The 24,530-nt window shown below is 70.6% G+C and carries 25 protein-coding genes, 1 tRNA gene, 1 other RNA gene and 1 pseudogene; 5 read left to right on the top strand and 23 right to left on the bottom strand.

Features of this window, described 5'->3' with window-relative positions; genetic code table 11:
- Window positions 1–53: 53 nt before the first annotated feature.
- Entirely contained in the window at window positions 54–2,267 is a 2,214-nt protein-coding gene (locus ACGFYU_RS15090; RefSeq protein WP_393827718.1) for a DNA polymerase III subunit gamma and tau, read from the bottom strand.
- Window positions 2,268–2,335: 68 nt separating this feature from the next.
- Window positions 2,336–2,430: signal recognition particle sRNA small type (ffs, locus tag ACGFYU_RS15085), an RNA gene on the bottom strand.
- A gap of 121 nt (window positions 2,431–2,551) precedes the next feature.
- On the opposite strand from ffs, the gene ACGFYU_RS15080 reads away from it, so the two are divergent.
- Window positions 2,552–2,639, top strand: a tRNA-Ser gene (locus tag ACGFYU_RS15080).
- A gap of 63 nt (window positions 2,640–2,702) precedes the next feature.
- Here the strand turns inward: ACGFYU_RS15080 and ACGFYU_RS15075 are convergent.
- The 16 genes from ACGFYU_RS15075 to ACGFYU_RS15000 all read right to left on the bottom strand — a co-directional run bounded on the left by ACGFYU_RS15075 (window position 2,703) and on the right by ACGFYU_RS15000 (window position 14,066).
- Complete coding sequence (locus tag ACGFYU_RS15075) at window positions 2,703–3,986, bottom strand: tyrosine-type recombinase/integrase (protein ID WP_393827717.1); 1,284 nt, start codon at window positions 3,984–3,986, stop codon at window positions 2,703–2,705.
- Window positions 3,987–4,060: 74 nt separating this feature from the next.
- On the bottom strand, window positions 4,061–4,285 hold the full coding sequence (locus ACGFYU_RS15070) for an excisionase family DNA-binding protein (RefSeq protein ID WP_393827716.1): 225 nt from the start codon (window positions 4,283–4,285) through the stop codon (window positions 4,061–4,063).
- Between the two features lie 466 nt (window positions 4,286–4,751).
- Window positions 4,752–6,227 (bottom strand): ATP-binding protein, encoded by a 1,476-nt coding sequence (locus ACGFYU_RS15065; protein ID WP_393827715.1) that lies wholly within the window; start codon window positions 6,225–6,227, stop codon window positions 4,752–4,754.
- 3 nt (window positions 6,228–6,230) lie between these two features.
- Window positions 6,231–7,082 carry a bifunctional DNA primase/polymerase gene (locus ACGFYU_RS15060; RefSeq protein ID WP_393827714.1) on the bottom strand — a complete coding sequence of 284 codons (852 nt, stop codon included), beginning with the start codon at window positions 7,080–7,082 and terminating at the stop codon, window positions 6,231–6,233.
- A 180-nt stretch (window positions 7,083–7,262) separates the two neighbouring features.
- On the bottom strand, window positions 7,263–7,553 hold the full coding sequence (locus ACGFYU_RS15055) for a hypothetical protein (protein ID WP_393827713.1): 291 nt from the start codon (window positions 7,551–7,553) through the stop codon (window positions 7,263–7,265).
- A 12-nt stretch (window positions 7,554–7,565) separates the two neighbouring features.
- Window positions 7,566–7,718, bottom strand: a complete 153-nt coding sequence (locus ACGFYU_RS15050; RefSeq protein ID WP_393827712.1) for a hypothetical protein — start codon at window positions 7,716–7,718, stop codon at window positions 7,566–7,568.
- An 8-nt stretch (window positions 7,719–7,726) separates the two neighbouring features.
- Window positions 7,727–8,029, bottom strand: a complete 303-nt coding sequence (locus ACGFYU_RS15045) for a hypothetical protein (RefSeq protein WP_393827711.1) — start codon at window positions 8,027–8,029, stop codon at window positions 7,727–7,729.
- Window positions 8,026–8,631 carry a hypothetical protein gene (locus ACGFYU_RS15040; protein WP_393827710.1) on the bottom strand — a complete coding sequence of 202 codons (606 nt, stop codon included), beginning with the start codon at window positions 8,629–8,631 and terminating at the stop codon, window positions 8,026–8,028. The genes ACGFYU_RS15045 and ACGFYU_RS15040 overlap by 4 nt, the downstream gene beginning before the upstream one ends.
- On the bottom strand, window positions 8,628–8,828 hold the full coding sequence (locus tag ACGFYU_RS15035; protein WP_364854103.1) for a hypothetical protein: 201 nt from the start codon (window positions 8,826–8,828) through the stop codon (window positions 8,628–8,630). Before ACGFYU_RS15035 ends, ACGFYU_RS15040 begins: the two co-directional genes overlap by 4 nt.
- 4 nt (window positions 8,829–8,832) lie before the next feature.
- Entirely contained in the window at window positions 8,833–9,114 is a 282-nt protein-coding gene (locus ACGFYU_RS15030; RefSeq protein WP_393827709.1) for a hypothetical protein, read from the bottom strand.
- Between the two features lie 139 nt (window positions 9,115–9,253).
- Window positions 9,254–11,407, bottom strand: coding sequence for a cell division protein FtsK (locus ACGFYU_RS15025; protein ID WP_393827708.1), 2,154 nt, complete (start codon window positions 11,405–11,407; stop codon window positions 9,254–9,256).
- Between the two features lie 41 nt (window positions 11,408–11,448).
- Entirely contained in the window at window positions 11,449–11,832 is a 384-nt protein-coding gene (locus tag ACGFYU_RS15020) for an RRQRL motif-containing zinc-binding protein (RefSeq protein ID WP_393827707.1), read from the bottom strand.
- Window positions 11,832–12,920: a conjugal transfer protein gene (locus ACGFYU_RS15015; RefSeq protein WP_393827706.1), complete on the bottom strand. Its 1,089-nt coding sequence runs from the start codon at window positions 12,918–12,920 to the stop codon at window positions 11,832–11,834. The genes ACGFYU_RS15020 and ACGFYU_RS15015 overlap by 1 nt, the downstream gene beginning before the upstream one ends.
- Window positions 12,920–13,564 (bottom strand): GGDEF domain-containing protein, encoded by a 645-nt coding sequence (locus tag ACGFYU_RS15010; protein ID WP_393827705.1) that lies wholly within the window; start codon window positions 13,562–13,564, stop codon window positions 12,920–12,922. Before ACGFYU_RS15010 ends, ACGFYU_RS15015 begins: the two co-directional genes overlap by 1 nt.
- The gene (locus ACGFYU_RS15005) at window positions 13,561–13,749 is read right to left on the bottom strand and encodes a hypothetical protein (RefSeq protein WP_393827704.1); all 189 of its coding nucleotides are present in this window, start codon (window positions 13,747–13,749) and stop codon (window positions 13,561–13,563) included. The genes ACGFYU_RS15010 and ACGFYU_RS15005 overlap by 4 nt, the downstream gene beginning before the upstream one ends.
- A complete protein-coding gene (locus tag ACGFYU_RS15000; protein WP_393827703.1) occupies window positions 13,746–14,066 on the bottom strand; it encodes a hypothetical protein in 321 nt (106 codons plus the stop codon). The genes ACGFYU_RS15005 and ACGFYU_RS15000 overlap by 4 nt, the downstream gene beginning before the upstream one ends.
- 854 nt (window positions 14,067–14,920) lie before the next feature.
- On the opposite strand from ACGFYU_RS15000, the gene ACGFYU_RS14995 reads away from it, so the two are divergent.
- Both ACGFYU_RS14995 and ACGFYU_RS14990 read left to right on the top strand, forming a co-directional pair.
- The gene (locus ACGFYU_RS14995; protein ID WP_393827702.1) at window positions 14,921–15,661 is read left to right on the top strand and encodes a helix-turn-helix domain-containing protein; all 741 of its coding nucleotides are present in this window, start codon (window positions 14,921–14,923) and stop codon (window positions 15,659–15,661) included.
- Between the two features lie 2 nt (window positions 15,662–15,663).
- The gene (locus ACGFYU_RS14990) at window positions 15,664–16,137 is read left to right on the top strand and encodes an NUDIX domain-containing protein (RefSeq protein ID WP_393827701.1); all 474 of its coding nucleotides are present in this window, start codon (window positions 15,664–15,666) and stop codon (window positions 16,135–16,137) included.
- Here the strand turns inward: ACGFYU_RS14990 and ACGFYU_RS14985 are convergent.
- Together ACGFYU_RS14985 and ACGFYU_RS14980 are read right to left on the bottom strand one after the other, a co-directional pair.
- On the bottom strand, window positions 16,130–16,693 hold the full coding sequence (locus ACGFYU_RS14985; RefSeq protein ID WP_393827700.1) for an HD domain-containing protein: 564 nt from the start codon (window positions 16,691–16,693) through the stop codon (window positions 16,130–16,132). The genes ACGFYU_RS14990 and ACGFYU_RS14985 overlap by 8 nt on opposite strands.
- 26 nt (window positions 16,694–16,719) lie before the next feature.
- On the bottom strand, window positions 16,720–17,127 hold the full coding sequence (locus ACGFYU_RS14980; protein WP_393827699.1) for a GntR family transcriptional regulator: 408 nt from the start codon (window positions 17,125–17,127) through the stop codon (window positions 16,720–16,722).
- A gap of 524 nt (window positions 17,128–17,651) precedes the next feature.
- Here ACGFYU_RS14980 and ACGFYU_RS14975 point away from each other — a divergent pair.
- Window positions 17,652–20,075, top strand: a complete 2,424-nt coding sequence (locus ACGFYU_RS14975; protein WP_393827698.1) for a helicase C-terminal domain-containing protein — start codon at window positions 17,652–17,654, stop codon at window positions 20,073–20,075.
- A gap of 122 nt (window positions 20,076–20,197) precedes the next feature.
- On the opposite strand, the gene ACGFYU_RS14970 is transcribed toward ACGFYU_RS14975, so the two are convergent.
- Both ACGFYU_RS14970 and ACGFYU_RS14965 read right to left on the bottom strand, forming a co-directional pair.
- Window positions 20,198–20,836 (bottom strand): disulfide bond formation protein B, encoded by a 639-nt coding sequence (locus ACGFYU_RS14970; protein WP_393827697.1) that lies wholly within the window; start codon window positions 20,834–20,836, stop codon window positions 20,198–20,200.
- A 13-nt stretch (window positions 20,837–20,849) separates the two neighbouring features.
- Window positions 20,850–21,008 (bottom strand): hypothetical protein, encoded by a 159-nt coding sequence (locus tag ACGFYU_RS14965; RefSeq protein ID WP_393827696.1) that lies wholly within the window; start codon window positions 21,006–21,008, stop codon window positions 20,850–20,852.
- 205 nt (window positions 21,009–21,213) lie between these two features.
- On the opposite strand from ACGFYU_RS14965, the pseudogene ACGFYU_RS14960 reads away from it, so the two are divergent.
- Window positions 21,214–22,933 (top strand): annotated as a pseudogene (locus ACGFYU_RS14960) (aspartate-alanine antiporter).
- Window positions 22,934–23,004: 71 nt separating this feature from the next.
- On the opposite strand, the gene ACGFYU_RS14955 reads toward ACGFYU_RS14960, so the two are convergent.
- A complete protein-coding gene (locus tag ACGFYU_RS14955; protein ID WP_393827695.1) occupies window positions 23,005–24,489 on the bottom strand; it encodes an MFS transporter in 1,485 nt (494 codons plus the stop codon).
- Between the last annotated feature and the right edge of the window lie 41 nt (window positions 24,490–24,530).

The following is a 24,530-nucleotide window of genomic DNA, read 5'->3' as shown; positions in this document are numbered from 1 at the left end:
AGGGTAGCCCGGACGGAGTGGCTCGTTTCGTGCGGCCACCCAATGAGGAGGGGCTACTCATTCGTGTATTCCTCCACAACGGTGGCCCCGAGCTCCCGCACGATCAGGTCGTGTCCGGTCAGCGCGCTCTCGACGAGGTCGGGATCGTCCTCCTCCGCGAAGTCGTCCTCGGGCGCGACCGGCGGCGGCACCTGCTGTACGGGCGGCTGCGGGGCGGACGCCGACTGCTGGGGCTGCTGGGGCTGCTGCGGGGGCTGGGGCTGCGGCGGCTGGTACTGCGGGGCGGGCGCGGCCGGCGCCGGGGGCGGCGGGTTGTACGCCGGGGCGGCCGGGGCCGCGTAGGAGGCCTGGGCGGCCGGGGCCGCCGGGCCGCCGCCGCCCACCACGGCGTCGATCTTCCAGTTGACCTGGAACTGCTCGGCCAGGACCGCCTTGAGCACGTCCTCGCTGCCGCTGCTCGCGAAGTTGTCGCGCGCTCCGGCGTTGGGGAAGCCGAGCTGGAGGGTGGTGCCGTCGAAGCCGGTGACCTGGGCGTTCTGGCTGAGCAGGATCCAGGTGAAGCGGCGGCGGTTCTTGACGGCCTCCAGGACGCCCGGCCACATCGCCTGGACCTGCCCGGCCCCGGCGGCCATGCCGGGGGAGGGGGCCGCGGCCGGGGTGGCGGCGGGCCCCCCGGGAGCGGCGGCGGGCGCGGGCGCGGCGGCCGGGATCCCCTGGCCGGGCGCGGCCGTACTGGGCCAGGCACCGGCGGCGGGGGCGGCCTGAGCCGGGGCGGCGGGGGCTGCGGCGGGGGCGGCCGGGGCGGCGGCTCCCGGCCAGGCGCCGGGGGCTCCGGCACCGGGCTGCGCGGCACCGGGCCAGGCACCGGGCGCGGGTGCGGACGCGGGCGCGGACGGGGGCGCGGCCTGAACCGCGGGCTCCGGCGGCGCGGGGGCCCGTACCGGCTCGGCGGGCGCCACGGGCGCCGCAGCCTGCACCGGGGCCGGGGCCTGTACGGCGGCCCGCGCGGCGGCGGCACCGCCACCGGGGCCGGTCGGCGCCATGGCGTGCGCCTCGGGGGCCGGTACGTACCCCATGGCGTGGGCGGGCGCGGCCGTGAAGGCGGCGGCCCCGCCGCGCTCCAACCGGTCGAGCCGGGCCTGGAAGGACCGCTCGTCGTCGAAGGCGGCGGGCAGCAGCACCCGGGCGCAGATCAGCTCCAGCTGGAGCCGCGGCGAGGTCGCGCCCCGCATCTCGGTGAGCCCGGTGTTGACCAGATCGGCGGCGCGCGACAGCTCGGCGGCCCCGAAGACCGAGGCCTGGGCCTGCATCCGCTCCACGACATCGGCGGGGGCGTCGATCAGCCCCTTCTCCCCCGCGTCGGGCACGGCGGCGAGGATGACCAGGTCGCGCAGCCGCTCCAGCAGGTCGGCGACGAAGCGGCGGGGGTCGTTGCCGCCCTCCACCACCCGGTCGACGACCTCGAAGGCGGCGGCCCCGTCCCCGGCGGCGAAGGCGTCGATGACGGAGTCGAGCAGCGAGCCCTCGGTGTACCCGAGGAGGGAGGTCGCCATGGCGTACGTCACACCGGCATCACCCGCACCGGCGAGCAGCTGGTCCATGACGGACATCGAGTCACGCACGGACCCGGCGCCGGCGCGCACGACGAGCGGCAGCACGCCGTCCTCGACGGAGGCGCCCTCGCGCCCGCAGACCTCGCCCAGGTAGTCCCGCAGGGTCCCGGGCGGGACCAGCCGGAACGGGTAGTGGTGCGTCCTGGACCGGATCGTCCCGATGACCTTCTCGGGCTCCGTGGTCGCGAAGATGAACTTGAGGTGCTCCGGCGGCTCCTCGACCACCTTCAGCAGGGCGTTGAAGCCCGCCGAGGTGACCATGTGCGCCTCGTCGATGATGTAGATCTTGTACCGGCTCGACGCGGGCCCGAAGAAGGCCTTCTCCCGCAGGTCACGGGCATCGTCCACACCACCGTGCGAGGCGGCGTCGATCTCGATGACGTCGATGGATCCCGGACCGTTGCGGGCCAGGTCGCGGCAGGACTGGCACTCCCCGCAGGGATCCGGAGTGGGACCCTGCTCACAGTTCAGACACCTGGCCAGGATGCGCGCGCTGGTCGTCTTTCCACAGCCGCGCGGCCCGCTGAACAGGTACGCGTGATTGACCCGGTTGTTCCGCAGGGCCTGCATCAGCGGTGCAGTGACATGCTCCTGCCCGATGACCTCGGCGAACGACTCGGGGCGATAGCGGCGGTACAGCGCAAGGGACGACACGTCTACGAGGTTATCCGGGCCCACCGACAACAGCGGCCCGCCGACGCCACTCAGGGCCCCCGGGAACGCAAAGGGCCCCCCACGCACCCGCCAGAGCCCACTTACCCTTGCTGCCTTCCGGCCCTGGGGGAGTTGGGTGAGATAGCGCCACGTGAGGGGCTGGCCCCCACCCTAGCGGATCCCCACCCCCGGAATCGAGCCCGCTCCCACCGGACCCCCGACCAGGACCCCCCGCAGACGATCACGTTCGCGAGCACCCCTCAACGTCTTGTATTGTTTGCGGCGGAGGATTCGCCTAGTGGCCTAGGGCGCACGCTTGGAAAGCGTGTTGGGGGCAACCCCTCACGAGTTCGAATCTCGTATCCTCCGCCATTGCTCTCACCGGGCAATATGTCGAAGGGCCCCACCGTTCGCGGTGGGGCCCTTCGTCGTCCCTCAGGTCACGTTGTCCTGGTCTTTGTCCACGGACCCCTTCTCCGAGGGACCCCAGATGGCTTCCGCGATCTTCTGGGCCACGTCCTTCAGCATGGCGTCGGGCACGTGCAGGTACCGCGCACGCATTCGGGCGGACGTTCCCGGCTCCCAGCCCATGATCTGGTCGATCACGCGGTCCGGGACCCCCAGCAGCATGAGCACGGTCGCGGCGGTGTGCCGTGCGTCGTGCAGGCGCGCGTCCCTCACCCCTGCGTCCCCGATGAGCTTCTTCCAGTCGTGGTAGTCCGTGTTCGGGCTGAGCGGGCCGCCGAGCGGCTTGGTGAATACGTACTCGGACTCAGTCCACAGGTCGCCGGCCGCCTTCCGCTCACGGGCCTGCACCTCCTTGTGCGCCCGGAGCATCCGGACCAGAGGGCTCGGCAAGGGCACCGCACGCCGCCCCGCGCGCGACTTGGTGTTCTTCGTCTCCCGCCGCACCTGGCTGCGCAGAGGGCAGTACCCCGCCTTCCGGCCGCACGGCTCAGCCTCCTTGCACCCGTGCGCGTACTTCGGCCGCAGCCGGTTCCGGCGCAGCTTCAGGTACTCGTTTTCCAGGTCCACATCGGCCCACCGAAGCCCCAGCGTCTCCCCCTGCCGCAGGCCGAGGGCGAGGGCGAGCATCCAGCGCGCGCTGTTGCGGCGCTTGTTCACCTCGATCAGCAGGCTTTGGATCTCCTCGACCGAATAGGGCTCGATCTCGTCTTCGGCCTCCTCCACCCTCGGCGGCTTCGCCAGCGCGGCGGCATTCTTTGCCGCGTGGCCGCGCCGTACCGCCTCACCCAAGGCGGTGCGGGCGGTCCGGTGGGCCTGGTGAGCCGTGGCGGGCTTGCTGCCCTTCGCCTTCATCCGGCGGTAGAGGCTCTCCAGGTGTTCCGGCTCCAAACGGTCGATCCGGTGCTTGCCGATGCCGGGCACGAGGTGCACGCGAACGGCCACCTCGTAGCCGTCGTAGGTGTTCTCGCTGACGACTTCCTTGGCGATGTTCTCGACCCAGTGCCACAGCCACTTCTCGACCGTCCACAGCTTCCCGGGCTGCTGGGCAGTCCCTTGGTCGCGCTGCTTCTCCAGCCGCTTCACCTCCACCATGAGGAGATCTTCAGTAGTCCGGGTGATGTGCCTCCGGTACGGCTCGCCGTTGTCCCGGTAGCCCATCGGCACTCTGGCGTGCCAGCGGCCGTCCTTTCCGAAGTAGATCGCGGTTTCGCCGTTGGCGCGGCGCGTGCCCTTCCTGCTTCTCTCTGCCACAGGCAGACTCCTGTCTCAGGTAGGTCAGGACGGTGGGCTGCCCCCGCGGGGGCAGCCCACCGTCCTGGCGTTCATCAAGCCGTGCGCTGGGTGGTGCGGAGTCGTGCGAGGAAGTCGGTCACGGCTTCCGCCGGCACTCGGCGAAGTCGGCCGATGGGCACGGACTCCAGTTGTCCGGAGGCGATGAGGTGGAAGCACGTGGTCCGGCCGATGGAGAGTCGGCGGGCTGCCTCTTCGACGGTTAGTAGAACGAGCGTTGGATCTGCGGAGTGGGTCGCGGCGACATGAACGTCGTGCATGAGCACGCTCCTTGGCGGGGGTCGTGTCGTGGTGTCCGAGGCCGGGATTTCTGCGTCATCGCGTCATCTGCGTCATTTACTGCTCTGACCTGCGGTTTTTGGGTGACGCAGTGGGGGGCTGTGTGTCATCGGCTGTGTCACCCGGAGTCTTCGGGGATCGAAGGTGGTGACGCAGGTGACGCGGGATGACGCAGCCGTGGGCCGTCTGCGTCACCCGTGTATTCGCAGGTCACAGGCCGTTTCGGGGCTGGTGGTGACGCGGGTGACGCAGCATCTCTTCTCTTAGGAAAAGAGCGGGGTGGTTTCTGTTGTGGTGCGCCCCTGCTCAAGACGAAGAAGGGGCCGCTGCGCGGCACGACTTTTGCGGCGGCGGCAAGCCGCCGGACAGGCAAAAGGAGCACCCCCCCCCCCGGCGAGGCAGGGCGTGCTCCTCTTGCTTGTACGGGTGCGGCCCCTGGGGCGCGGGTCAGAACGCCTCCTGCTGGTGGCCCGGAGGCCCGGAGGCCGGTCGGGTCATCGCGATGTAGCGTGCGGCTTTGGTGCGGCCCCAGTCGACGAGGACGCCGCGGGCGGCGAGGGTCGGCTGGAGGCGCTTGAGTCGGTCGGAGAAGACCTTGCCGGTGGTGGGCCAGCCCTTGGGCAGGGGCCGGAAGTCCTCGCCCGCGTAGAGCTGGGTGATGGCGTGCAGCCACTCCGCCGAGGTCATCCGGACTTCCTCGCCCGGATCGGTACTGGCAGCGTGCTTGAGGACGGTCTGTGCCATGAGGTCGCCCTCGATCACGTCGTCGTTGAGTTCGTCCAGGCCCGACCGGTAGGCGTTCAAGGTCCCGAAGCCGCTCGCGGCGTCGAGCTGCGCGCACAGGTGGGCGAAATCGGCCATGCGCAGGTCGGTGGGGATGTCGGCGTCGGCGGCCCGGACCTTGACGGTGAGGTCCAGGATGGAGCCGAGGATGACAGGCAGCACCTGCGCGTACTCCGCCCACAGCTCCGCCTCGGTCCGCCGGACCCGGGGTCGCACCAGGCGCAGGGGCAAGAGGCGTTCGGCGAGGTCGGGGCGGATGACGCCTACGTCGATGCCGGTCAGCAGCAGGGGGCGGCGGTAGCGGGATCGGTAGACGTCCCCGTCGCTGAACAGCGCCCGCTTGATGCTCTCGGCGCCGGTCACGATGCAGCACATCAGGTCGGACAGGTCCGGGGGCAGGTGGGAGAGGTTGTCCAGGGCGGTGATCCATCCGGCGGCGACGGCCGTGATCAGGTTCTCCTCGTCCTTCGGGGCCCGGCGCAGGTCGCCGGTCATGCCCTCCACGATCCGCATCAGCATGCGAGCCGCGGTGGACTTCCCCGCGCCCTGGGGGCCGGTGAGGAACGGGGCGGGGACGGGGACGGACGGCTCTAGGCAGCCGATCACCCAGGCGACGGCCAGGCACTCGCTCTCGGCTCCGGCGAAGTTGCACAGACGCAGCAGAGCATCGATCCCCTTCCCGTCTGTGTCCCGCTCGGGAAGCGGCAGTTCGCCGGTGAGTTGGGTGCGGCGCCAGCACACCTCGCGCGGGTCGGGGATACGGATGTCCCAGCCGGTGGGGTGGATGCGGACGGACTTGCCGTCGTCGCGGCCAAGGTCGAGCCAGGTCGCTCCGTCGAATCCCGGGGCGACGCGGATGTGGGTGGCCTGGACGTCCTGGCTGAGGGCGAGTGCTTCGATCAAGTCCAGCGCCTCCTTGAGGGCGGTGCCGTTGAAGGAGCCGATCCCGTCGTTGTAGAGGCCGACCATGAGTTCCTGCCGGTGGCTGCCGGTTGTGCCCTGGGAGCGGATGGGGCGGGCGACGGGGTGGCCGGTCTTCTGCGCGTACACGGTGCCTTCGGTGGTGCGGAAGTACCGGAAGTGGTCCTGTGCGTAGTCGGTGATGATCTGGCGTGCCGGGTTCTTCTCGTCCTCGGACACGGCTCACATCCCCAATGCGGTGCGGGCGTTGGTCCAGGCGTCCTCGCAGTGCCGGACGGATTCGCCCTTGCCCTGAGCGGCGGTGAACAGGCGTCCGGTGTGGGCTTCGGTGAGGCAGCCGCATCGGCCATGGGCGGACAGCACGGCGAGGAAGGTCCGGTACACGGTCTTGTGGATGGCTTCGGTCGCCGCGGTGATGCGCTGCTCGGCCATGGCGATGCCCCGTTCCAGGTAGGCGGGCGAGCGGTGCGGGCACTGCCCACCTCTGGCCGGCACCGCCACGATGACAGGGCGGGTCTGCCGGACGGTGGGGTACTTCACCACGAGCGCGCGCACGTCGTCCGGCAGCGCGGCCATCGTTCCGCCGCCGGGGCCGCGCCAGCGGACGTAGGACATCGTGGACTTCACGTCGATCCCGGGGCGGACCCCGTTCTTCGACTGCATGGCGCCCCGGTAGATCCAGTGCTCGCCCCGCGTCGTCGGCACGACCGTGGTGGCGGGGAGGGTCTGGTGGGCCCAGGCGACGGCTTCGGCGTCGTCCAGGTCCACGACGGTCAGACCGGCACCGCCCGGGTGGTAGGCGACGGCCCCGGCCTGACGCCAGGCGCGGGCCCATGCCGGGCCGGTGATGACGTCGGGGTCGGTGGTGGCGGCGCCCCAGGCGTGGCAGGGAGCCGGGCACTGGCAGGGGCCAGCGGCCTTCATGTGGGGCCGGTCCCCACACGCCGAGCGGGTGCAGGCCGGACAGTTCCCGAACGGCTCCTTGCCCTCCCGCAACGGCAGCACGGGCAGGCCGATCCCCGCGAGCCAGAGCGCCGTACGGAGTGGTCCTCGTGTGTTCGTCGGCACGTTCATACCGTGCCCCTGACGCCGCCGTACCCGGCGTCCAACGCCAGGAGGCGAGGGGGCCGGACGGTGGCCTCTCGCGGAATGTCGATGGGTTGGGTCATGCTGGGGGTCTCCTGTTTCTGCGAAGGGACGGAGAAGCCGGGGCGGTCGCGGTCTTGTGGTGAGAGGCGACCGCCCCGGGCACAGCTACAGGTCGGTGAGCGCGGCGGTGGGGATCTCGTAGACGTCGATGACGTCACGGACGCCGTGCCAGCGGCCCGGGGTGTGGTGGATGTAGACCACGTGCAGCGGGATGCCGTCGCGGCCGGTGAAGGCGTAGACGTTGACTGTGTCCACGTTCTTGGGGCTCTTGCGGGCGCTGCGGATGTGCGACAGGGCCGCGATCACGCTGATGGGCTCGGGCCGGTAGCCGCGACCGTCAACCAGCGTGTGCATCGTGGGGTGCTGCGTCGTACTCAAAGCAGGGCTGGAACTCATGGCGAATCTCTCCTACTGCTGTTTGGTGATCAGCCGGTGGGCGATCTGCATGTTCTCGATGACGAACCGGTGGTGGTCGTCGGGCGTGCACTGCGGCCGGTCGCAGGTGATGGCCTCGCGGATCACTTCTGCGGCGAGCTGTACGGGCTCTCGGGCTTCGGTCATGGCGGTCCTCAGTGGTGGTGGAGCCAGAGGGCGTATTCCTGGCGGACGTAGGCGCGGGGGTCGGCCGTGTGGGGGCCGTCCGCGTGGTCGATCTCCATCAGCCGCCGGGCTGCTTCGGTGGCGCAGGTCGCGGCGTCGCCGCCCTCGGGGTCGTCGTCGGTGAGGGCGATGCGGTCCAGGAGTGCGGCCTTGCGGAGCCAGTACTCACGGACGCGGATGCCGTTCAGGCAGTCGCGGGATCCGCGCACGGTCCATCCGATCTCGCTGATGACGCTCGGCGCGGTGACGTAGGCCGCTTCGGGGCCGGTCACCAGTCCTTCCCTTCGGCGGAGGGCAGTTCGGGCAGGCCCGCGTTGGTGATGGCCTGCGGGTTGAAGCCGGGGAGGCCGGCGCGGGTGATGAGGGCGCTGGCGAGCTGTTCGGCGTAGGCCGCGCCGGAGCGGGCGACTTCGATCTGTGATCCGGCGCGCAGCGCTTCGACGCGTTCGACGTGGGCGTGGTCTTCGCGGCGGCTGAGGGTCTGCCGCTCGTGGGTGACGGCTTCGCGGCGGTCGGTGCGCCAGTAGCGGGCGGCCAGGCCGTAGGCGACCGCCGTGGCCAGCGCCCACAGCAGCACGGGGAGCGAGAGGCCATCGGCGTATCCGGCGACCCCGGCCAGGGCCAGCCCGCCGGATGCGGCGAACGCGGTTCCGGCGATGACGCTGCCGCCGGAGTGGTTGCCGGAGGAGAACGCGCCGGCCGTCGCGGCTCCGGTGGCGAGGACGACCATGAGGGCCGCGTTGCCGACGCTGTGTTCGGCGCCGTTGGCGTTCCAGATCCGGCCCAGGATCAGGACCGTGGTCGTGGCCAGGGCGGGGGCTGCTTTGGGGGCGAGGTCGAGGGCCCAGTGCCGGTAGGTGATGGGCTCGTTCATCCCTGGCTCCCGAGGTCGGAGACGGCGTTGAGGACGGCCGTGGTGAGTTCGTTGATCGGGCCCGACGCTCCGGTGGAGGCGAGGAAGAAGCCGAACATCATGGCGATGAACGCCGAGCCGTAGCCCAGGGTCTTGGAGCGGAGGAGGAAGAACAGGACCAGCCCGAACAGGGCGACGAGAGAGACGGTGATGGCCATGGGGTTATCCCTTCGGGGTGAACGTCTTGCGGGGGGCGGGGTTGGCGTCGCGGTAGAGGCGCAGCCACAGGTTGTAGAGGTGGCGGCCGACGCGGATGCGCTTGCCGTGGCCGTCGCAGCGGCGGCAGTGCTTGCCGCGCTTGAGGCGACCCTTGCGGTCGGTCTTCATTGCGTAGCCGAAGCCCTTGCACTTGCGGCAGTTGCCGAACGGCGAGGACGCGCACAGGCCGACATAACCGAGAGTGATGGCGAGTAGGCAGGCGCTAGCAAGGAGAGTGAGGGCCATGGGTGCCTTCCGGGCGGGGTTTCCGGTGTTTTCGCAGGTCGGCTGCTAGGTACGAGATCGCTGATGGGAGCCGATTCGGGGTGCTAGCGGGGGTGCTAGACCTAGCAGCGCGGGCCGCTAGGTCTAGCAGCGGTGCGAGTCAGCCCCCGGACCGATTTCCGTCACGTAGGGTGATGGCTTTGGTGATGTCGGCGCGGGCGATGCCGCGCCTCGTGGTGCCCTTGCCAGAGGTGGTGGAGCCCCAGACGTCCTGGGCGGTGATGCCGTGCGGCTTGAGGTTCGTCGTGACCGTCTCGGCCTTCCAGCCGCTGTAGACCTCGGGGCGGAACGAGGCGAGGCGGGCGGCGACCTTCTCGTTCCAGACCTTCTCCTCATCGGCCGGCACGACCCTGAGGATGTCGGCCAGCAGATCGAAGGAAGCTTCCCCACTCTCGGGTTCCTGGCCGACGGCGTGGCCGGTGACGTTGCCGTACTCCTCGCGCATCCTGCGGGCCCGCACGACGACCTGTTCGGCTCCGAGCGCGTCCACGAACGCGGAGGCCACGATGCGCGGGTCGTCGCCCTCACCGGCCATCCAGCAGATGCCGCGGTCGGTGCGGGAGAACATCGTGGCCCGGTAGCCCGCCTTGTACATCGAGGTGCCCAGCACCATGTCGTTGGCGGGCTGGCCCATGACCTTCAGGCAGAACCGCAGCACCGCGTTCGCGCTGATGCCGGTGGGCAGCGACTTCGCGTCGGGGCGCTGGGTGCCGAACAGGGTCACCATGCCGAGGGCGGGGCCACGCTTGCCGAGGTCGGTGCAGATCTCCTCGATCTCGGCGCCGTACTTGTCGTGCTCGAAGGGAACCTGGCACTCATCGAACGCGGCGACAATCGGGTGCAGACCCAGGCTCTTGTCGTTGGCCAGGTCCGGGGTCACCTTCGACTCCGGGCACCGCGAGCGCGGCAGCGATTTGATGACCTTGGCCCTGCGGCGCAGCTCCTGGCGCAGCTCCCGCAGCGATTCGAGGACGTAGAGGATGTCCTCGTCCTCGTCCCCGGCCCGGTAGCGGTGGCAGACCGGTTCCAGCGCGCCAAAGTCGCCGGTGCCTTTGAAGTCGAACGCGTACAACTGGGCGCGCGGGTCCAGAGCAGCGATGAGCAGGAAGAGGCGCATCAGGAACGTCTTGCCCATGCGCGGGATGGAGCCGACGACCACGCTCGCGAACATCAGGGTCACGGCGACGTCGCCCATGCGCTGGTCGTTGCCGAAGACGACCGGCTTGAACAGGTCCACGCTGCCCGACTTCAGCAGCGGCCACGCGGGCTTCTTCGTCTCGTTCATGGGCTTGTCGCCCACCCACAAGATCAGTCGCCCTTCGTGTTCTGTCGGGTCGGCGGACGGCCAGACGGAACCGACCTTACGGCGGAGGCCAGAGGCGAGCGGCTTACGGGCCTCCATGATGTCCTCGGGGGTGACGCCCCAGGGAAGGTCCAGGTCGGCGCGGTAGCCGGGCCCGTCCCGGGTGATCTCCGAGGTGAACCGCAGCCCGTTCATGTCGCCGCCCTTCTTGATGGCGGCCGACAGCTTCGCATTGCCGATGTTGTCCAGCGCCCGAAGCACGAGCGTCCCGGTCAGCTTCTGAAGCTCCGTCTTCAGCACGGCCGGCCCAATCACCGGCTGATCCTGAGGTGCCCCCCAAAAACCGGCGGTGAGGACGGCCGCCGAGGCGAGCACGGCGAGCCAGCCGGGGGCCATCACGTACATGGTCAGTGCAAAGCCTGTACCGAAGATCAGCGCCACGGTGGTGACCAGTGTCCGCAGGCGTACCCGGCTGTCACGCTGGCGGGAGAGCTTCAGGTACTCGGCGGTGTTCTCCTTGTAGACCTCGTACGCCCGGAGCGGGGCCGCCTCGGCGTCCCACACCCACCGGTTCGTGTCACGGACCAGCCGGGCCATGCCGCGCGGGGCGTGCAGCCCGAGCTGCAGCGCGTACCAGGGCGTGCGGATCCCGTGGAAGGCCGTGGCGTAGAACGCGTTGCTCGCGGCGCGCTGGGTGGTGGAGACGAACCCCGGCTTCGACTTCAGCCACGTCGGGATGATCGGCAGGCGCTTGTAGGTGGTGACCCCCGGGGACGGCAGATCCGGGGAGTCAACCGGCCGCGGCCGGGGCGAGCCGTATTCGTCGTCGTCCGGGTCAGCCTGCGGAGCAGCCGGGGCGGGGTTGGCGGGGCGCTTGGTGGTGATGTCGAAGACCTCGGCGCCGGGGCGTTCCAGGTCCTCGCTCTGCTCAGTGACGTGGACATCAGACACGGTGGGTCTGCTCCCTCGTAGCGAGTGGGGTGATCGGGGGTTCAGGCGGCGCGCTGTTCTTCGGGGTAGGCGCAGGGCACGCACATGCCGAGCGAGGCCGGGATGACGTATCCGGCGTCGGCACGGCACTGGGAGCAGGTTCGGCGGGCGAGCATCGCCAGAGCGAGCGCGCCCCACTTGCGCGAGGTCATGGGCCGCACGGGCTTGGCCAGCTCGATGCGGTAGAGGTAGGCCACCAGCGGTCCGCGCCGGAACCGGGGCCGCAGGAGCTGCGCCGCGATCGGCTGGCCGCCGGGCCGCAGCCCTTCGGCGCGGAGCTGCCGGCGGGTGGCCATGCCTTCGGGGGCCAGGCGCCACGGGTAGGTCGGTATCCCGAAGCGGGCGCCGTCCGGGTCGAAGCACTTGCCGTACGTCAACGGCCCCATCAGGCAGCCCTGTGCTCAGTGCGCTCGGCCCTGAGCGTGTCGCGCAGCAGACGGCCGTTGGCGGATGACGTACGGACCGCCTTACGGATGGCATCGGCTGTCAGCTCGCCATCGGACCAGTTGGCCGTGACCGACCGGGCTTCGTCCAGCAGCTCATCCGAATCACGCGTCGGCCGCGGCGTGCGAGCCGACTTCGGTACCCGGCCAGTCGCCCGACGCGGAGCCGCCTCAACAGCGGCAACTGTCTTCACCGGAGCCAACTGGCGAGACTCGACCGGCTCGACTACCGGAACCGACTCCGGCAGGGCAACCGGCTCGATGACCGGGATGGGGTCGGCCGACTCTGATGCAGGGAGTTCGGCCGTAACGGTCGGGGCCGCGGGGGCCGACTCATGCAGGTCAGACCCCAACCGATTTACGATGGACTCAGCCGATTCATGTTGGTTTGCTGGGGCGGTGAACATGGCGGCCAGCGCGGCATCCGCACCGCTGCTCAGACGGTCGCGCTGAACGTCCAGGAGCTGGGCTCCCAACGACGCGTCGCCCAGCCCGACCTTCCGGGCCAGCCGCCACGACGTCCGGTCGGACCACTTGCGGACCCACGACGACGGGTGGTTCGCAGCACGGGCCCGGTGGTAGGCCAAGGCCCGCACGACGGCTGCCGCCTCGGCCTCGGCCTCGGCGTCGCGGCCGTCCTGGTGGACGACGATCCGCCGGGCCAGAAACGCCATGCCCTCGGCCGCCACGCACATACCCATCGGGGTCACGGCGTAGATCACAGTCCGGCCCGGGTCGTCAGCGGCCATCGCCGCCATGACCGAAGCGGCAGCGGGCAGGGCCCACAGACCCACCCGGATGATCCTCGGGGAGGACTGGCCCAGCATCGTCAGCCCGAGCAGCACCAGCGCCAGAACCGCGGTCGCACCCTCACCAGCCGCCACCGCGCCCAGCGCCGTGCCGGAGCCGTAGGCACGGCTGATGTTGCTGTAGGTACCCACACCACCGGCGACGCCGGTGGCGAGCATGGGAACGAACGCGGCCGTCAGAACGACCTTCTGCACTGTGGTCAGTGACCTGCGGCTCGCCATCACGCCGCCTCCCCACTGGTGCCCCGACGGCCGTCACGGCGGCCGTTGACCGTGCGCGTCTCCGGGACCGTCAGCCGGTGCGCGATGCGCCAGCCGCCCCCGAGCTGCTTGGCCTTGTACATCTGCTCATCCGCACGCCGCAGCAGCGTGGACAGCTCGCCGGTGCCGGTGCGGTAGTACGCGGCGCCGATGGAGGCGTGAACTTCGATCGGGCGGCCATCGAACGGCACGGGCTGGTCGAGTCGGCGGGTCAGCATGAACAGGTCCACGCGCAGCTTGTCGATGCCGTAGCCAGGGATGACGGCGGCGAACTCATCCCCGCCGAGCCGTCCGGCGATACCGGCGTGCTCCTCGGCCCACCGGCCCAGTCGCTGGCCGGTCGTGCGGATGACAGCATCTCCGGCCGCATGGCCGAGGCTGTCGTTGATCTCCTTGAACCGGTTGAGGTCCAAGACGAGAACGGCGCGCTGGGACCCCCCAGACAGGCTCTTGCGGGCCCGCTCCTCGAAAGGGTCCCGCGTCCACAGACCGGTCAGCGGGTCCCGCCGGACCGTCTCGATCCGGCGCCGCATCCACAGGCTGTGTACCGACCAGCCGGACGCGAGTGGCAGCGCGGCGGACAGGGCCGTCAGTGTCTGGCTCATGCCGCACCGCCGATCCGGCGCCGGTGGAGCGACCAGCCGATGTGCTGGACGCCGAAGCCGAGCGCGGCGACCCCAAGGAGCCAGCCCTCGTGCACCGCCACGGCGCTCACGGTGCAGATCACGACGGCGAGCGAGCCGAGCCAGATCAGCACCCGGTGCAGGTCCTGCATCGCTCGGGCGCTCATGCCGCTTCCCCCGTCCGGGCGGAGCGGCCGGCGCCACGGGCAGCGGCCCGCAGGAACGGGACCGTTCGGGTCAGCGCGTCGGCGTAGAGCGCGTCCCATGCGGCGATCTCGTCGCCGCCCTCGCCGAGTGCGGCCAGCTCCGCGATGACCTCGCGGGCCACCGCCTCACGGGCCGCACGCTCCTGCGCGGTCTCCGGGGTGAGCGGACCGCGGAACAGGTCGCGGTCTAGCCCCAGGGGCAGTTCATCGAAGCCGAGCGCCAGCTCCTCGAACTCGGCCGGGTTCACGATCTGGTGGTTACCGATGTACGAACGCATGTCGATCTCTCCTGATGAGCGAAGGGAACCGGGGCGCCTCGGTCCGTGGTGAGAGGCAGCGCCCCGGAGGTGAAGCCCGAACTTCGCGGCTCCCCTCCACCCCGCCCGTGCATGACGGGCGGGGCGGGCAACCGGCCACAGCGCAGGCGCTGCGGGAGGGTGAAGAGGCCGGGCGAGCGGCGCCGGACGGAACGTCCGGGGCCGCCTCGCGCGGCGGTCATGCGATGACGCGGAAGGGGCGCGGCCCGCCGTACCGGTCCAGTACGGCGGGCGCCCACAGATGTCGAAGGAACACAGCAGCCTCCAGGTCGGAGGGGCGAGGCTTCACCGGCACGCCGTTGCCACGGCGCTCCGGTCCCGAGCCTGAGAATCGGGTGCGTCATCGTCACTGCTCTGACGCCAGCAGGGCGGCGCGTACCGGGTGGCGCCCCCGAGGGGACGTTCTCCAGAGCCAGCGCGCGGAGGAAGTGGCCGCCGGCGACAACCCGTCGCCATGGGGACGGGGGTCACGCCCCGCCTCGTCTCACTTGGCACGCTGTTCAGTTCTGAAGGATCGAGTGCTTCCTTCAGACCCCTTTCGAGGGCCCTCCGGGCACCGCTCGCTACAGGCATCGATGCAGGTCAGCGGCCAGAGAACCGCCTCAAAACTGCATCCGATACATGCTTGAACGTGTATCTCACATTGGCGGCCCTGATTGCGCTTGTCAAGCTCTTCGCTCAACGGGGTTCCGCTCGATGTGCCTTCAGAGTGCCGCCAGGGGGCGGGACGAAGTCACCGCGTCCCTGGACGACTTGGGACGTCCTCGGTAGCGTTCCGGGGGTCGAGTACGTCCCTGGACGTCCCTGGGGGTGGGATGGCTAACGAGCGCTTGCGATCCGCGATGCTGACGCAAGGCATCACCGTGGAAGCCCTGGCAGAGCACGTCGGGGTGGACCCCAAGACCGTGGAACGCTGGATCACCAAGGGTCGAGCGCCATACCGCCGTCATCGCCTGACGATCGCGGCGATGCTGCATGAGGATGAGTCGTACCTGTGGCCGGACGGCTTGCCCGACGGGCAGCGCCAGGACGCTGCCGACGCCGAGGTCTTGAAGGTGTACCCGCACCGGTCCTACGTGCCGGCCGAACTGTGGCTTCAGATGTTCGGCAGAGCCGAGCGGGAAATCGGCGTACTGGTACACGCGGGCGTCTTCCTTGCCGAAAACCCTCGATGGACGCAGCTCCTCAAGCTGAAAGCCGCTCAGGGAGTCCGGGCGCGCATCCTGCTCGGCGACCCGGAAAGCCCGGAGATCCAGCGCCGCGGCATGGAAGAGGAGATCGGAGAAGGCGTGGCCTACAAGGTCCGCGAGGTCATGAAGCTCTACCGCCCGCTCTACTCGGTACCGGGCATCGAGTTCCGCCAACACAGATCGACCCTGCACAACTCGTTGTATCGCTCGGATGACGAGTGGCTGGTGAACACGCAGGTGTACGGGGTAAGCGCGCCCCTGACCCCAGTCCTCCACCTTCGCAGAGTGGCTGGCGCCGAGCTGGTCTCGACATATCAGCAGAGCTTCGAGAAAGTCTGGACCGAAGCCGTCCCCCTCGAAAGGTGACCATGAGCCGCCGCACCGATTACTTCAACGACCCTTCCGCCCCCAAGGCCAACAGCATCGTGCCCGCCGTCACGGCCTTTGTCGTCGATGACGCGGGCGCTGTCCTGATGGAACGCAGGTCGGACAACGGACGCTGGGGAATGCCGGGAGGCGTTCAGGAAATCGGTGAGAACATCGCCGGAACGGTGGTCCGAGAGGTCCGAGAAGAGACCGGCATCACCGTTGAGGTCGTCGGCCTGGTGGGCATTTTCACCGACCCCGGGCACGTCATCGCGTTCGCGGACGGCGAGGTTCGCCAGGAGTTCTCGCTCTGCTTCCGCGCCCGGCCGGTGAGTGGGGAGATCAAGGTGAGTTCAGAATCCCTTGAGGTCCGATGGGTCCCTCGATCCGAGGTCGATTCGCTCGACATGTCGCCGACCACGCGCCGGCGCCTCGCAGAAGGCTTCCGGGAGTCCCCGGTTCCACGAATCAGCTGATCGCCAGCCGGTCCGCCTCGGCGCGACGCTGCCTCACCCGAGCCACCCTGGCCAGGAGCTCGGGCCGGGCTGCGGAGACGGCCCGATACACGACGTGCTCGTCGCCGTATCGGTCAAGCACTTCCGTCAGCCGCTCGCCCGGGTCGACTAGGGCGCCGGTGGGGCTGCTGGTGAGGTCGCAGAAAGTGATGGCATCCACGAGATCGGGTTCTGCGGGACCGAACTCGGCGAGAGCATCGTTCAGCCCCAGCTCGGACGCCTCCCACGGCGACGACGTGTGGAAGGCCACGAGACTGCACAACCGTGGATCGGCTCCGACCACATCGCGCAGGTACCGGGCCCCGTCAATCATGTGCTGCCCGGTATCGACGGCGACCCGGGCGTAGCCGACGTCGTGCGCGATGGCTGCCGCTGCCAACAGCTCGGCGTCGCGGCCAAGGGCCGGGGCCAGCGTCAGGGCCTGCGAATAGACGTGCAGCGAGTGGGCCCACCGGTTCGGCAGACTCTCGGCGAGCAGTGACTCCGCAAGGTCATGGGCCCACTTGGCCAGCTGCATGTACTTGCCTCCGAGGTCGTTGGAATTCAGGTGGCGCTGCTGACGAATCTTCCTACCCCGTGCTGGGCCCGGACGTGCCCGGACGTCTCCAGTTCCCGGACGGCACGGCGTACCGTGCCGCGGGCGACGCCGTAGGTCTCGGCCATTGCGGCCTCGCTGGGCAGACGGGCGCCGGCGGGAAGGGCGCCTTCCCGGATCTGCTTCAGCAGGTCCGCCATGATGCGCTCGTATGGTGCGGCCTGGGCACCCCCAGGGACCTGCCGGCCGACCCCGGCGACGGTGGCGACAACCCCGGACTCCTCCAAGGCGCGCAAGGCTCGCCGTACGGTCGTACGAGCCACCCCGAACTCGCGCCCGATCTCGGCCTCGGACGGCAGACCGTCCGCGTAGCGGCCCTCTGCGATCCTCGCTCGCAGCGACTCCGAGATGAGCAAGTACGTTCCTCGCGGACTGGCCTCCGGCACGTCGGCTCCTCGTCTCTCCGTGGCTCTCTGCCAAGAGTGCCACGGGCGTCGCCGCGATCCGTTGTCCTGGTCTTTGTCCAGTTCGCTGCCAGACGCTGGGGTTCGCAGTCGTCCACTCCCTTCCTTCACCTGACGTGTGGACGCCAATGAACCGCCCCGTACGGCCATGCGGACAGTTGGAAAGCGTGTTGGGGGCAACCCCTCACGAGTTCGAATCTCGTATCCTCCGCAGCCGCCTGAACAGGCGAAACGAAGAGCCGGACCGCTGATTGCGGTCCGGCTCTTCGGCATGTCGGGGTTGCATTTCGGGTTGCGTTTACATCGCCATGAGCAGCACATTTCGGCGCATCCCTGTGCGACACCGCCCGCGAGATGCCGCCCCAAGGAGGGACCCGCTCTCGTTCGGCGCACTCGCTGTCGGCGAATGCACCATGCTTGAGCCCTGCGCCTGCGACCCTCGGGCGCTGCTGCGGCCCGGTCCGACGAGGTGTCCGATGAAGTCCCGATCAACGCTGACAGCCTGGCTGGGCAGCCTCGACGCTCCACACCTGGCACGCGTACTTGCCACGCGCGAGGACGCGACGGCGTCTCCCGAGCCGCGCACCATGGGGGAGCTGGCAGACCGCCTCCAGCGCCCCGGGTCGGTGGCCCTGGCCCTGCCACGGCTCGCGCTGCCGCACCTGCAGGTGGCCGAGGCGCTCGCGGCCCTCGGCGGACCGGCGTCGCGCGACGACCTGACGGAGCTGCTGGGAGCGGCCGACGGCGAAGCCTCCCGCGGGCTGGACGCCGCGCTGGAGACGCTGGCCGATCACGCACTGGTGTGGCCGGACGCCGCCGGAGCACTCCGCATGGCCTCTCCCCTGCGGCAGGCGTGGGAGGCACCTCTGGGGCTGGACGCCCCTCTGGAGACGCTGCTGGCAGGCGCCACGTCGGACGAGCTGCGCGCCATGCTGGTGGCCCTCGGGGTCAAGCCCCCCGGCACCAGGCAGCAGCGCATGGTGGCCCTGATGGAACACCACGGCGACCCGGTGGCCGTCGCCGAAGTCGTGGCACGGGCACCCGCGATCACCAAGGAGCTGCTCGCCCGCCGCGCGAACCCCACTGGGGGGCAGCGACAGTTCATCATGTTCGGGTCACCCGGCCCCGACCTCGAACCGGGCGCGCGATGGGCACTCGACCGGGGACTCCTGCTCGTGGACCGCCACCGGTACGGCCCCGCACGCATGCCCGGCGAAGTCGCGCTGGCACTGCGCGGGCCGGGCTGGCACGCCCCGTTCGATCCCCATCCGCCTTCCGCGCAGTTGGTGTCCATCGGCTCTGCCGAGGTGGAGGGGGAGGCGGCAGCCGCGGCCACGGTGTTCGCCGCCAAGGCCGCGTCGGTCCTCTCCGCCTGTTCCGCGTCGCCGCCGGCCAGACTGAAATCCGGCGGGATCGGCGCCCGCGAACTGGCCAGGATCTGCAGGGCCGCTCAGGCCGACGACGCCGTCGTGCGTCTCACCCTGGAAACCGCGTACGCGGCTGGACTGCTCGGCCGGGACCACGACCGCGTGGCACCCACTTCGGCATACGACGCCTGGGCGGAGCAGGAGCCCGCCGAACGGCTCGCTGCGCTGCTCCAGTCATGGCATGACCTGGCGCTCACGCCGACCCAGGCGCGGGACGACGACAACAAGGCGCTCCCCGCTCTCGCGGGAGCACCTCCCTGCGGCGGCTGCCTGCAGGCCCGGCACGGGCTGCTTCACGCGGCGGCACGGCTCCCGGCCTGCCACGGCGCGACCACCGGCTCGGATCTGGGGCCGCTGGTGGCCTGGTATCGCCCCTTCGCCGACTCGTCACCCCAGGACGGGACGCCGTTCGCCGCTCTCATCCGCGAAGCCGAGCTGCTCGGCGTGCTCGGTCGCGGCGCGCTGTCTCCCCTCGGTACGGCCCTGATGGACGACGACCCGGCAGGACTGGCCACCACCTGCCGACGGCTCCTGCCCCCGGCTACCCGAACGGCCCGGATCGGTGCCGACCTCACCGCTGTCGTCACCGGCACGCCATCGGCGGCGCTCGCCGCGCTGCTGGATTCCGTCGCCGACCGCGAGACCAGCGGCACCGCCTCGGTATGGCGGTTCAGCACCGGCAGCGTCCGCCGTGCCTTGGACGCCGGGCACACGCCGGACGAGCTCACAGCCGGCCTGGCCGCCGTCACCGCCGGACCCCTGCCCCAGCCGCTGTCCTATCTCATCGCCGACACCGCCCGCAGCCACGGCCGAGTGCGCATCGCCCCCGCCGCCTGCGTCATCCACGGCGAGGAGCCGGCGCTGCTCACCGAGCTCGCCGCGCACCGCAAACTCGCCAAACTCGGCCTACGACAGCTCGCGCCCACGGTGCTGGTCAGCCGCAGCCCGCTCGACACGGTCCTGGCCGCGCTCCGCGCCGAGGGCTACGCCCCCATCGCCGAGGCCGCCGACGGAACGGTACGCATCGAGAAGACCCGACCGCAGAGGGCCGCCACCGTACCGACCCCGCGAAAGGCCGCCACAGGCTCAGCTCGCCGCAACACGGTCCGCTCCGCCGCAGGAACGCCGGCAGCCGCCGATCCAGGCGCCCTGGCCGCCCGCCTGCTCACCGCCCCGCCAACGGTTCCTGACCCCGACCCGTTCGGCAGCGGAGTCCCTTTCGGAACGGACACCGAGGAGATCGTCGCCGGGTACGCGAAGCGGCTGCCCTACACCGATGTCCGCCAGCTCGCCCATGCCATCGACGCCGGAACGCCGATCACCGTCGAATACGTCGCCACCTCCGGCAACCGCACCGTACGCACCCTCAGCCGCCTCGAACTCGCCCCGCCCTACCTCGAAGCCTGGTGCCACCTGCGAGAAGACGAACGCGTCTTCACTCTCTCCCGGATCCACGGCGTCATGCCGACGTGAATCAGTAGTCGGGCAGCGATTGCGGTTCTGGTTGCATTCGCCTCCGCCAGTGCCTCACCGGGCACGTGAAGGCCCCGACCGGGAAACCGGCCGGGGCCTTCCGCGTTCCGGCGAGCTCCGGCTCAGAACAGGTCGGTGAAGAATCGGTAGCCGGTGGGGTCTCCGGGCATCTGCCAGTGGAAGCCCTGCAGGAGGAAGCAGGCCACCAGGTTGCTCACCGCGAAGAAGGCCAGCACGGCCAGGGTGACGGTGGCCGCGCGGCGCAGGGCGGGGGAGGTCTGCGCGGCGTCGAGGGGCTGGGCGTCGCGGGCCAGGACCAGGTTCACCCCGGCGGCGAGGACGGCGGTCAGGAAGGTGACCGCGGCCCAGGTGTAGAGGTGCAGGCCGAAGAGGGCGCCGGCGTAGCCGGGGTCGGGGGGCACGATGTGCATCAGCACCTGTGCGCCCGAGACGGTGCTGCCGATCAGGGCGGAGACGATGGCGACGCCCCAGCCCGAGGCGAACTCGGCGGCGCTCACGGGGCCCTTGCGGGAGCGGGCGATGATCATGGCGGGCCCGATGGCGCTGAGCAGCATGAACATCCGCTGCAGCAGGCACATGGGGCAGGGGTACTCCCACATCCCGAACTGGAAGACGTAGGCGCCGCCGATGGTGGCGCACATGCCCAGGACGTAGGCGTGGGCGAACCAGAGGCCGAGGCGGTTCGACAGCCGGGCCGCCGAGGCGGGCCGGGCGACGGAGGTGGCGGTTGCGGTGGTCATGGTCGGCTCCTCCTCAGAAGCTCAGGCCGAAGGCGCGGTCGAGGTGGGGGAGGAACGCCAGCGTGGTGACGGCCAGCGTGCCCGCCCAGACCGACAGCCGCGCCCCGCGCGACCAGTCGCGCAGCACCGCCCACACGCACAGTGAGATCAGGAGGAAGAGAAGGGTGTACATGGTGTCCTTGCTTCATCGAAAGGCTCTTGTCCTCAGCCTCCGCCCGGGCGCCGGCCACCGGTAGGACCCGCGGATCGATGGACCCATAAGGCCGCCCTATATCCCCCTCCCCGCGCTCCTCCCGCATGCGGGGCCGCACGCTTCCCCTTAGCGTTTTCGCAGGTGGCTGCCGTGGAAGTGGGGAAGCGGGGAAGCGGGTAGGCGGATGGAGTGGTTCAGGGCGAACGTCTTCCGGCCCTACCCCGAGCTGCTGATCTTCCTGACCATCGCCGCCGGCTTCCTGCTCGGCCGGCTCCGCCACCGCTCGCTCGCCCTCGGCGCGGTCACCGGCTGCCTCGTCGCCGGGCTCGTCATCGGCTCCCAGGCCAAGGTGGAGATCGACGGGCCGATCAAGTCCGTCTTCTTCCTGATGTTCCTCTTCGCCCTCGGCTACGACGTCGGCCCGCAGTTCTTCCGCGCCCTGCGCAAGGACGGCCTCCCCCAGGTGGTCCTCGCCGCGATCGTCTGCGTGACCGGGCTCCTCACCGCCTCGGCCCTCGCCTCCTTCGCTGGCTACGGCCCCGGGCTCTCCGCCGGGCTGCTCGGCGGCGGGCTCACGCAGTCCGCCGTCATCGGCGTGGCCTCCGACGCCATCTCCCACCTCCCCGGGCTCGGGCCCGCCGAGGCGCAGGACCAGTCCCACCTCGTCGCCGTCGCGTACGCCGTCACGTACCCCTTCGGTACGGTCCTGCCCGCGCTGCTGCTCGCCGGGGTGCTCCCCCGCCTCGTCGGCAAGGACCTGGCCGAGGAGAGCGCCGTGCTCGCCGCCGACCTGGAGGCCGCAGAGGAGGACCCGGACGCCGGGGAGGGCTACTACAAGCACGTACTGCGCGCGTACGACGTGGACGTGCCGCGGTTCGCGGGCCGCACGATCGGGGAGTTCGAGGCCGACCAGAAGGCGGCCGGCCGGCGCCTCTACATCACCCGCCTGCGCCGCGCGGGCGAGATCCTCGAACACGACCCCGCCACCCGGATCGAGCTCGGCGACACCCTGGCGATCAGCGCGGTCCGCGGCGACCTCGTCGCGTACGACGCGCGCAGCCACATCGGCATGGAGACGGACGACAGCGAACTGCTCGGCTACCGCGCCGAGTCCCTGCACGTGGTGGTCACGGGCCGCAGCCGGGACCCGGACGACGGGCGCGACCGGCGCACCATCCGCACCCTGCGCCACGAGGAGTTCATGCCGGGCGTGTTCATCGAGGGCCATTGGCGGGGCGGCTCCGACCTGCGGGTCCGCCTGGACAACACCGTCGAGCGCGGCGACACCCTGGTCCTGACGGGGGCCTCGCCGCCGCGTCGACGCCGCCGCCGCGGAGCTGGGGAAACCGGTGCCGACCAGTTTCGCCACCGACATGGTGTGGATCGCGCTCGGGCTCTTCCTCGGCGGCTGCCTGGGCATTCCCGCCCTGCACGCGGCCGGGGCGCCGCTGTCGCTGTCGACCTCGACGGGGGCCCTGCTGATGGGGCTGGTCTTCGGATGGATCCGGAGCAAGTACCCGACGTACGGGAACCTTCCCTCGGCGGCGCAGTGGCTCATGGGGACGCTCGGCCTCTGCGTCTTCGTCGCCATCGTCGGCCTGAACGCGGGCCCCAGCTTCGTCCCCGGCCTGCGCGAAGCCGGCTGGCCGCTGTTGCTCTGGGGCGCGGTCGTGACCACGGTGCCGCTCCTCGCGGGCTTCCTGTACGGGCACTTCGTGCAGCGGCTGCCGCTGCCGATCCTGCTCGGCGCCCTCGCCGGTGCCCAGACCACGACCGCCGCGCTCGGCGCCCTGGCGGAGCGCGCCCGCAGCCAGATCCCGGCCCTCGGCACGACGGTCCCGTACGCCCTCGGCAACGTCCTGCTGACGATGTGGGGCTCGGTGATCGTCCTCCTGCGGCGCTGACGCCGCCCGCGCACACGGAAGCGGGGGAGACCCGTAAGGCCTCCCCCGCTTCTTCCTGCCTTGTACGCCGATCAGCGCGCGGCGGCCACCGCCGGCTCCGGGGCTTCGGCCGGCCCGCGGTCCTTCATCAGGACCAGGGCGAGCGCGGCGGCCGCCAGGACCCCCGCCGCCGCGGCCGTGAAGGTCGCCGACATCGCCGAGGTGAAGGCCTCGCGGGCGGCGCCCGCCAGGGCCGGGTCGGTGAGGGCCGCGGCGACGGAGTGGCGGGCGGTCCCCGGGGCCGAGTCGGGCATCCCGGCGGCGTAGGTGGTGGAGAGCACGGCGCCCAGTACCGCCACGCCGAGGGCGGCGCCGGCCTGCTGGACGGTGTCGTTGAGGGCGGAGCCGACGCCCGCGTGCTCCTCGGGGACGGCGCCCATCAGGGCGGCGGTGGCGGCCGGCATGGCGAGCCCGCTGCCGATGCCCATCAGCACCATGGCGGTGGCCAGCGGCGCGAAGCCGTCGCCCGCCTCCAGGGTGGTCAGGACGGCGAAGCCGGAGGCGATCACCACGAGGCCGATGGCGGTCATGACCCGGTTGCCGATCTTCTTGCCGAGGGTGGCCCCGAGGCCGTTGAAGAGCAGGGTGGCGACGGCGAGCGGGGTGAAGGAGAGGCCTGTCTCGGTGGGGGTGTAGCCGCCGACGAACTGGAGGTACTGGGTCAGGACCAGCATCAGGCCGCCGTTGGCGAAGGTCAGCAGGACGAGGGAGAAGCTGGCTCCGCTGAACATCCGGTCGCGGAAGAGGGCGAGCGGCACCATCGGGGAGTCGCTGCGGAACTCGTGGACCACGAAGGCGGTGAGGGCCACGACCGCGACGGCGAGCGAGGCGAGCGTGCCGGGGGCGGTCAGGCCGTCCTTCGGGAGGGTGATGATCGTCCAGATCAGGGCGGTCATGCCGGTGACGGACAGGGCCATGCCGGCGAAGTCGGGCTTGCGCCAGGGTCCCTTGGACTCCGGCATCAGGATGAGCGCGGCGACGATGGCGAGCAGGGCGATCGGCACGTTCATCAGGAAGACGGCGCCCCACCAGAAGTGGGCGATGAGCACGCCGCCCAGGCCCGGGCCGCCGACGAGGCCGAGCACGGCCACCGCGCCCCAGGCGGAGATGGCCTTGCGGCGCTCCTCCTCGTCGAAGACGGTGATCAGGATCGAGAGCGTGCTCGGCATCACCAGAGCGCCGCCGATGCCCATGACCACACGGCCCGCGATGAGTTGGGCGGGGGATTCGGCGTAGGCCGCGAGGAGCGAGGCGAGCCCGAAGAGGGCCAGTCCGATGATCATCACACGGCGGCGGCCGAAGCGGTCGGAGAGGCTGCCCGCCGTGAGGAGCAGTCCGGCGAAGACCAGGATGTACGACTCGATGATCCACTGGATGGCCTCGGCGCCGGCGCCCAGGTCCTGCGCGATCGGCGGGATCGACACGGTCAGGACCATGTTGTCGACGACCAGCACCAGGGTGCTGAGGCAGAGCACGATCAGGATGAGCCAGCGTCGCGGATTGCGAGCCTCGTCCATGGCGGTTCCTTCCCCTGTCCGAATGTCCGGATGTCCGGATG

The organism is Streptomyces sp. NPDC048337, assembly GCF_043201175.1.
Taxonomy (GTDB): domain Bacteria; phylum Actinomycetota; class Actinomycetes; order Streptomycetales; family Streptomycetaceae; genus Streptomyces.
Note: the sequence above shows the minus strand (reverse complement) of the source record. Positions and strands in the feature narration are given on the sequence as shown.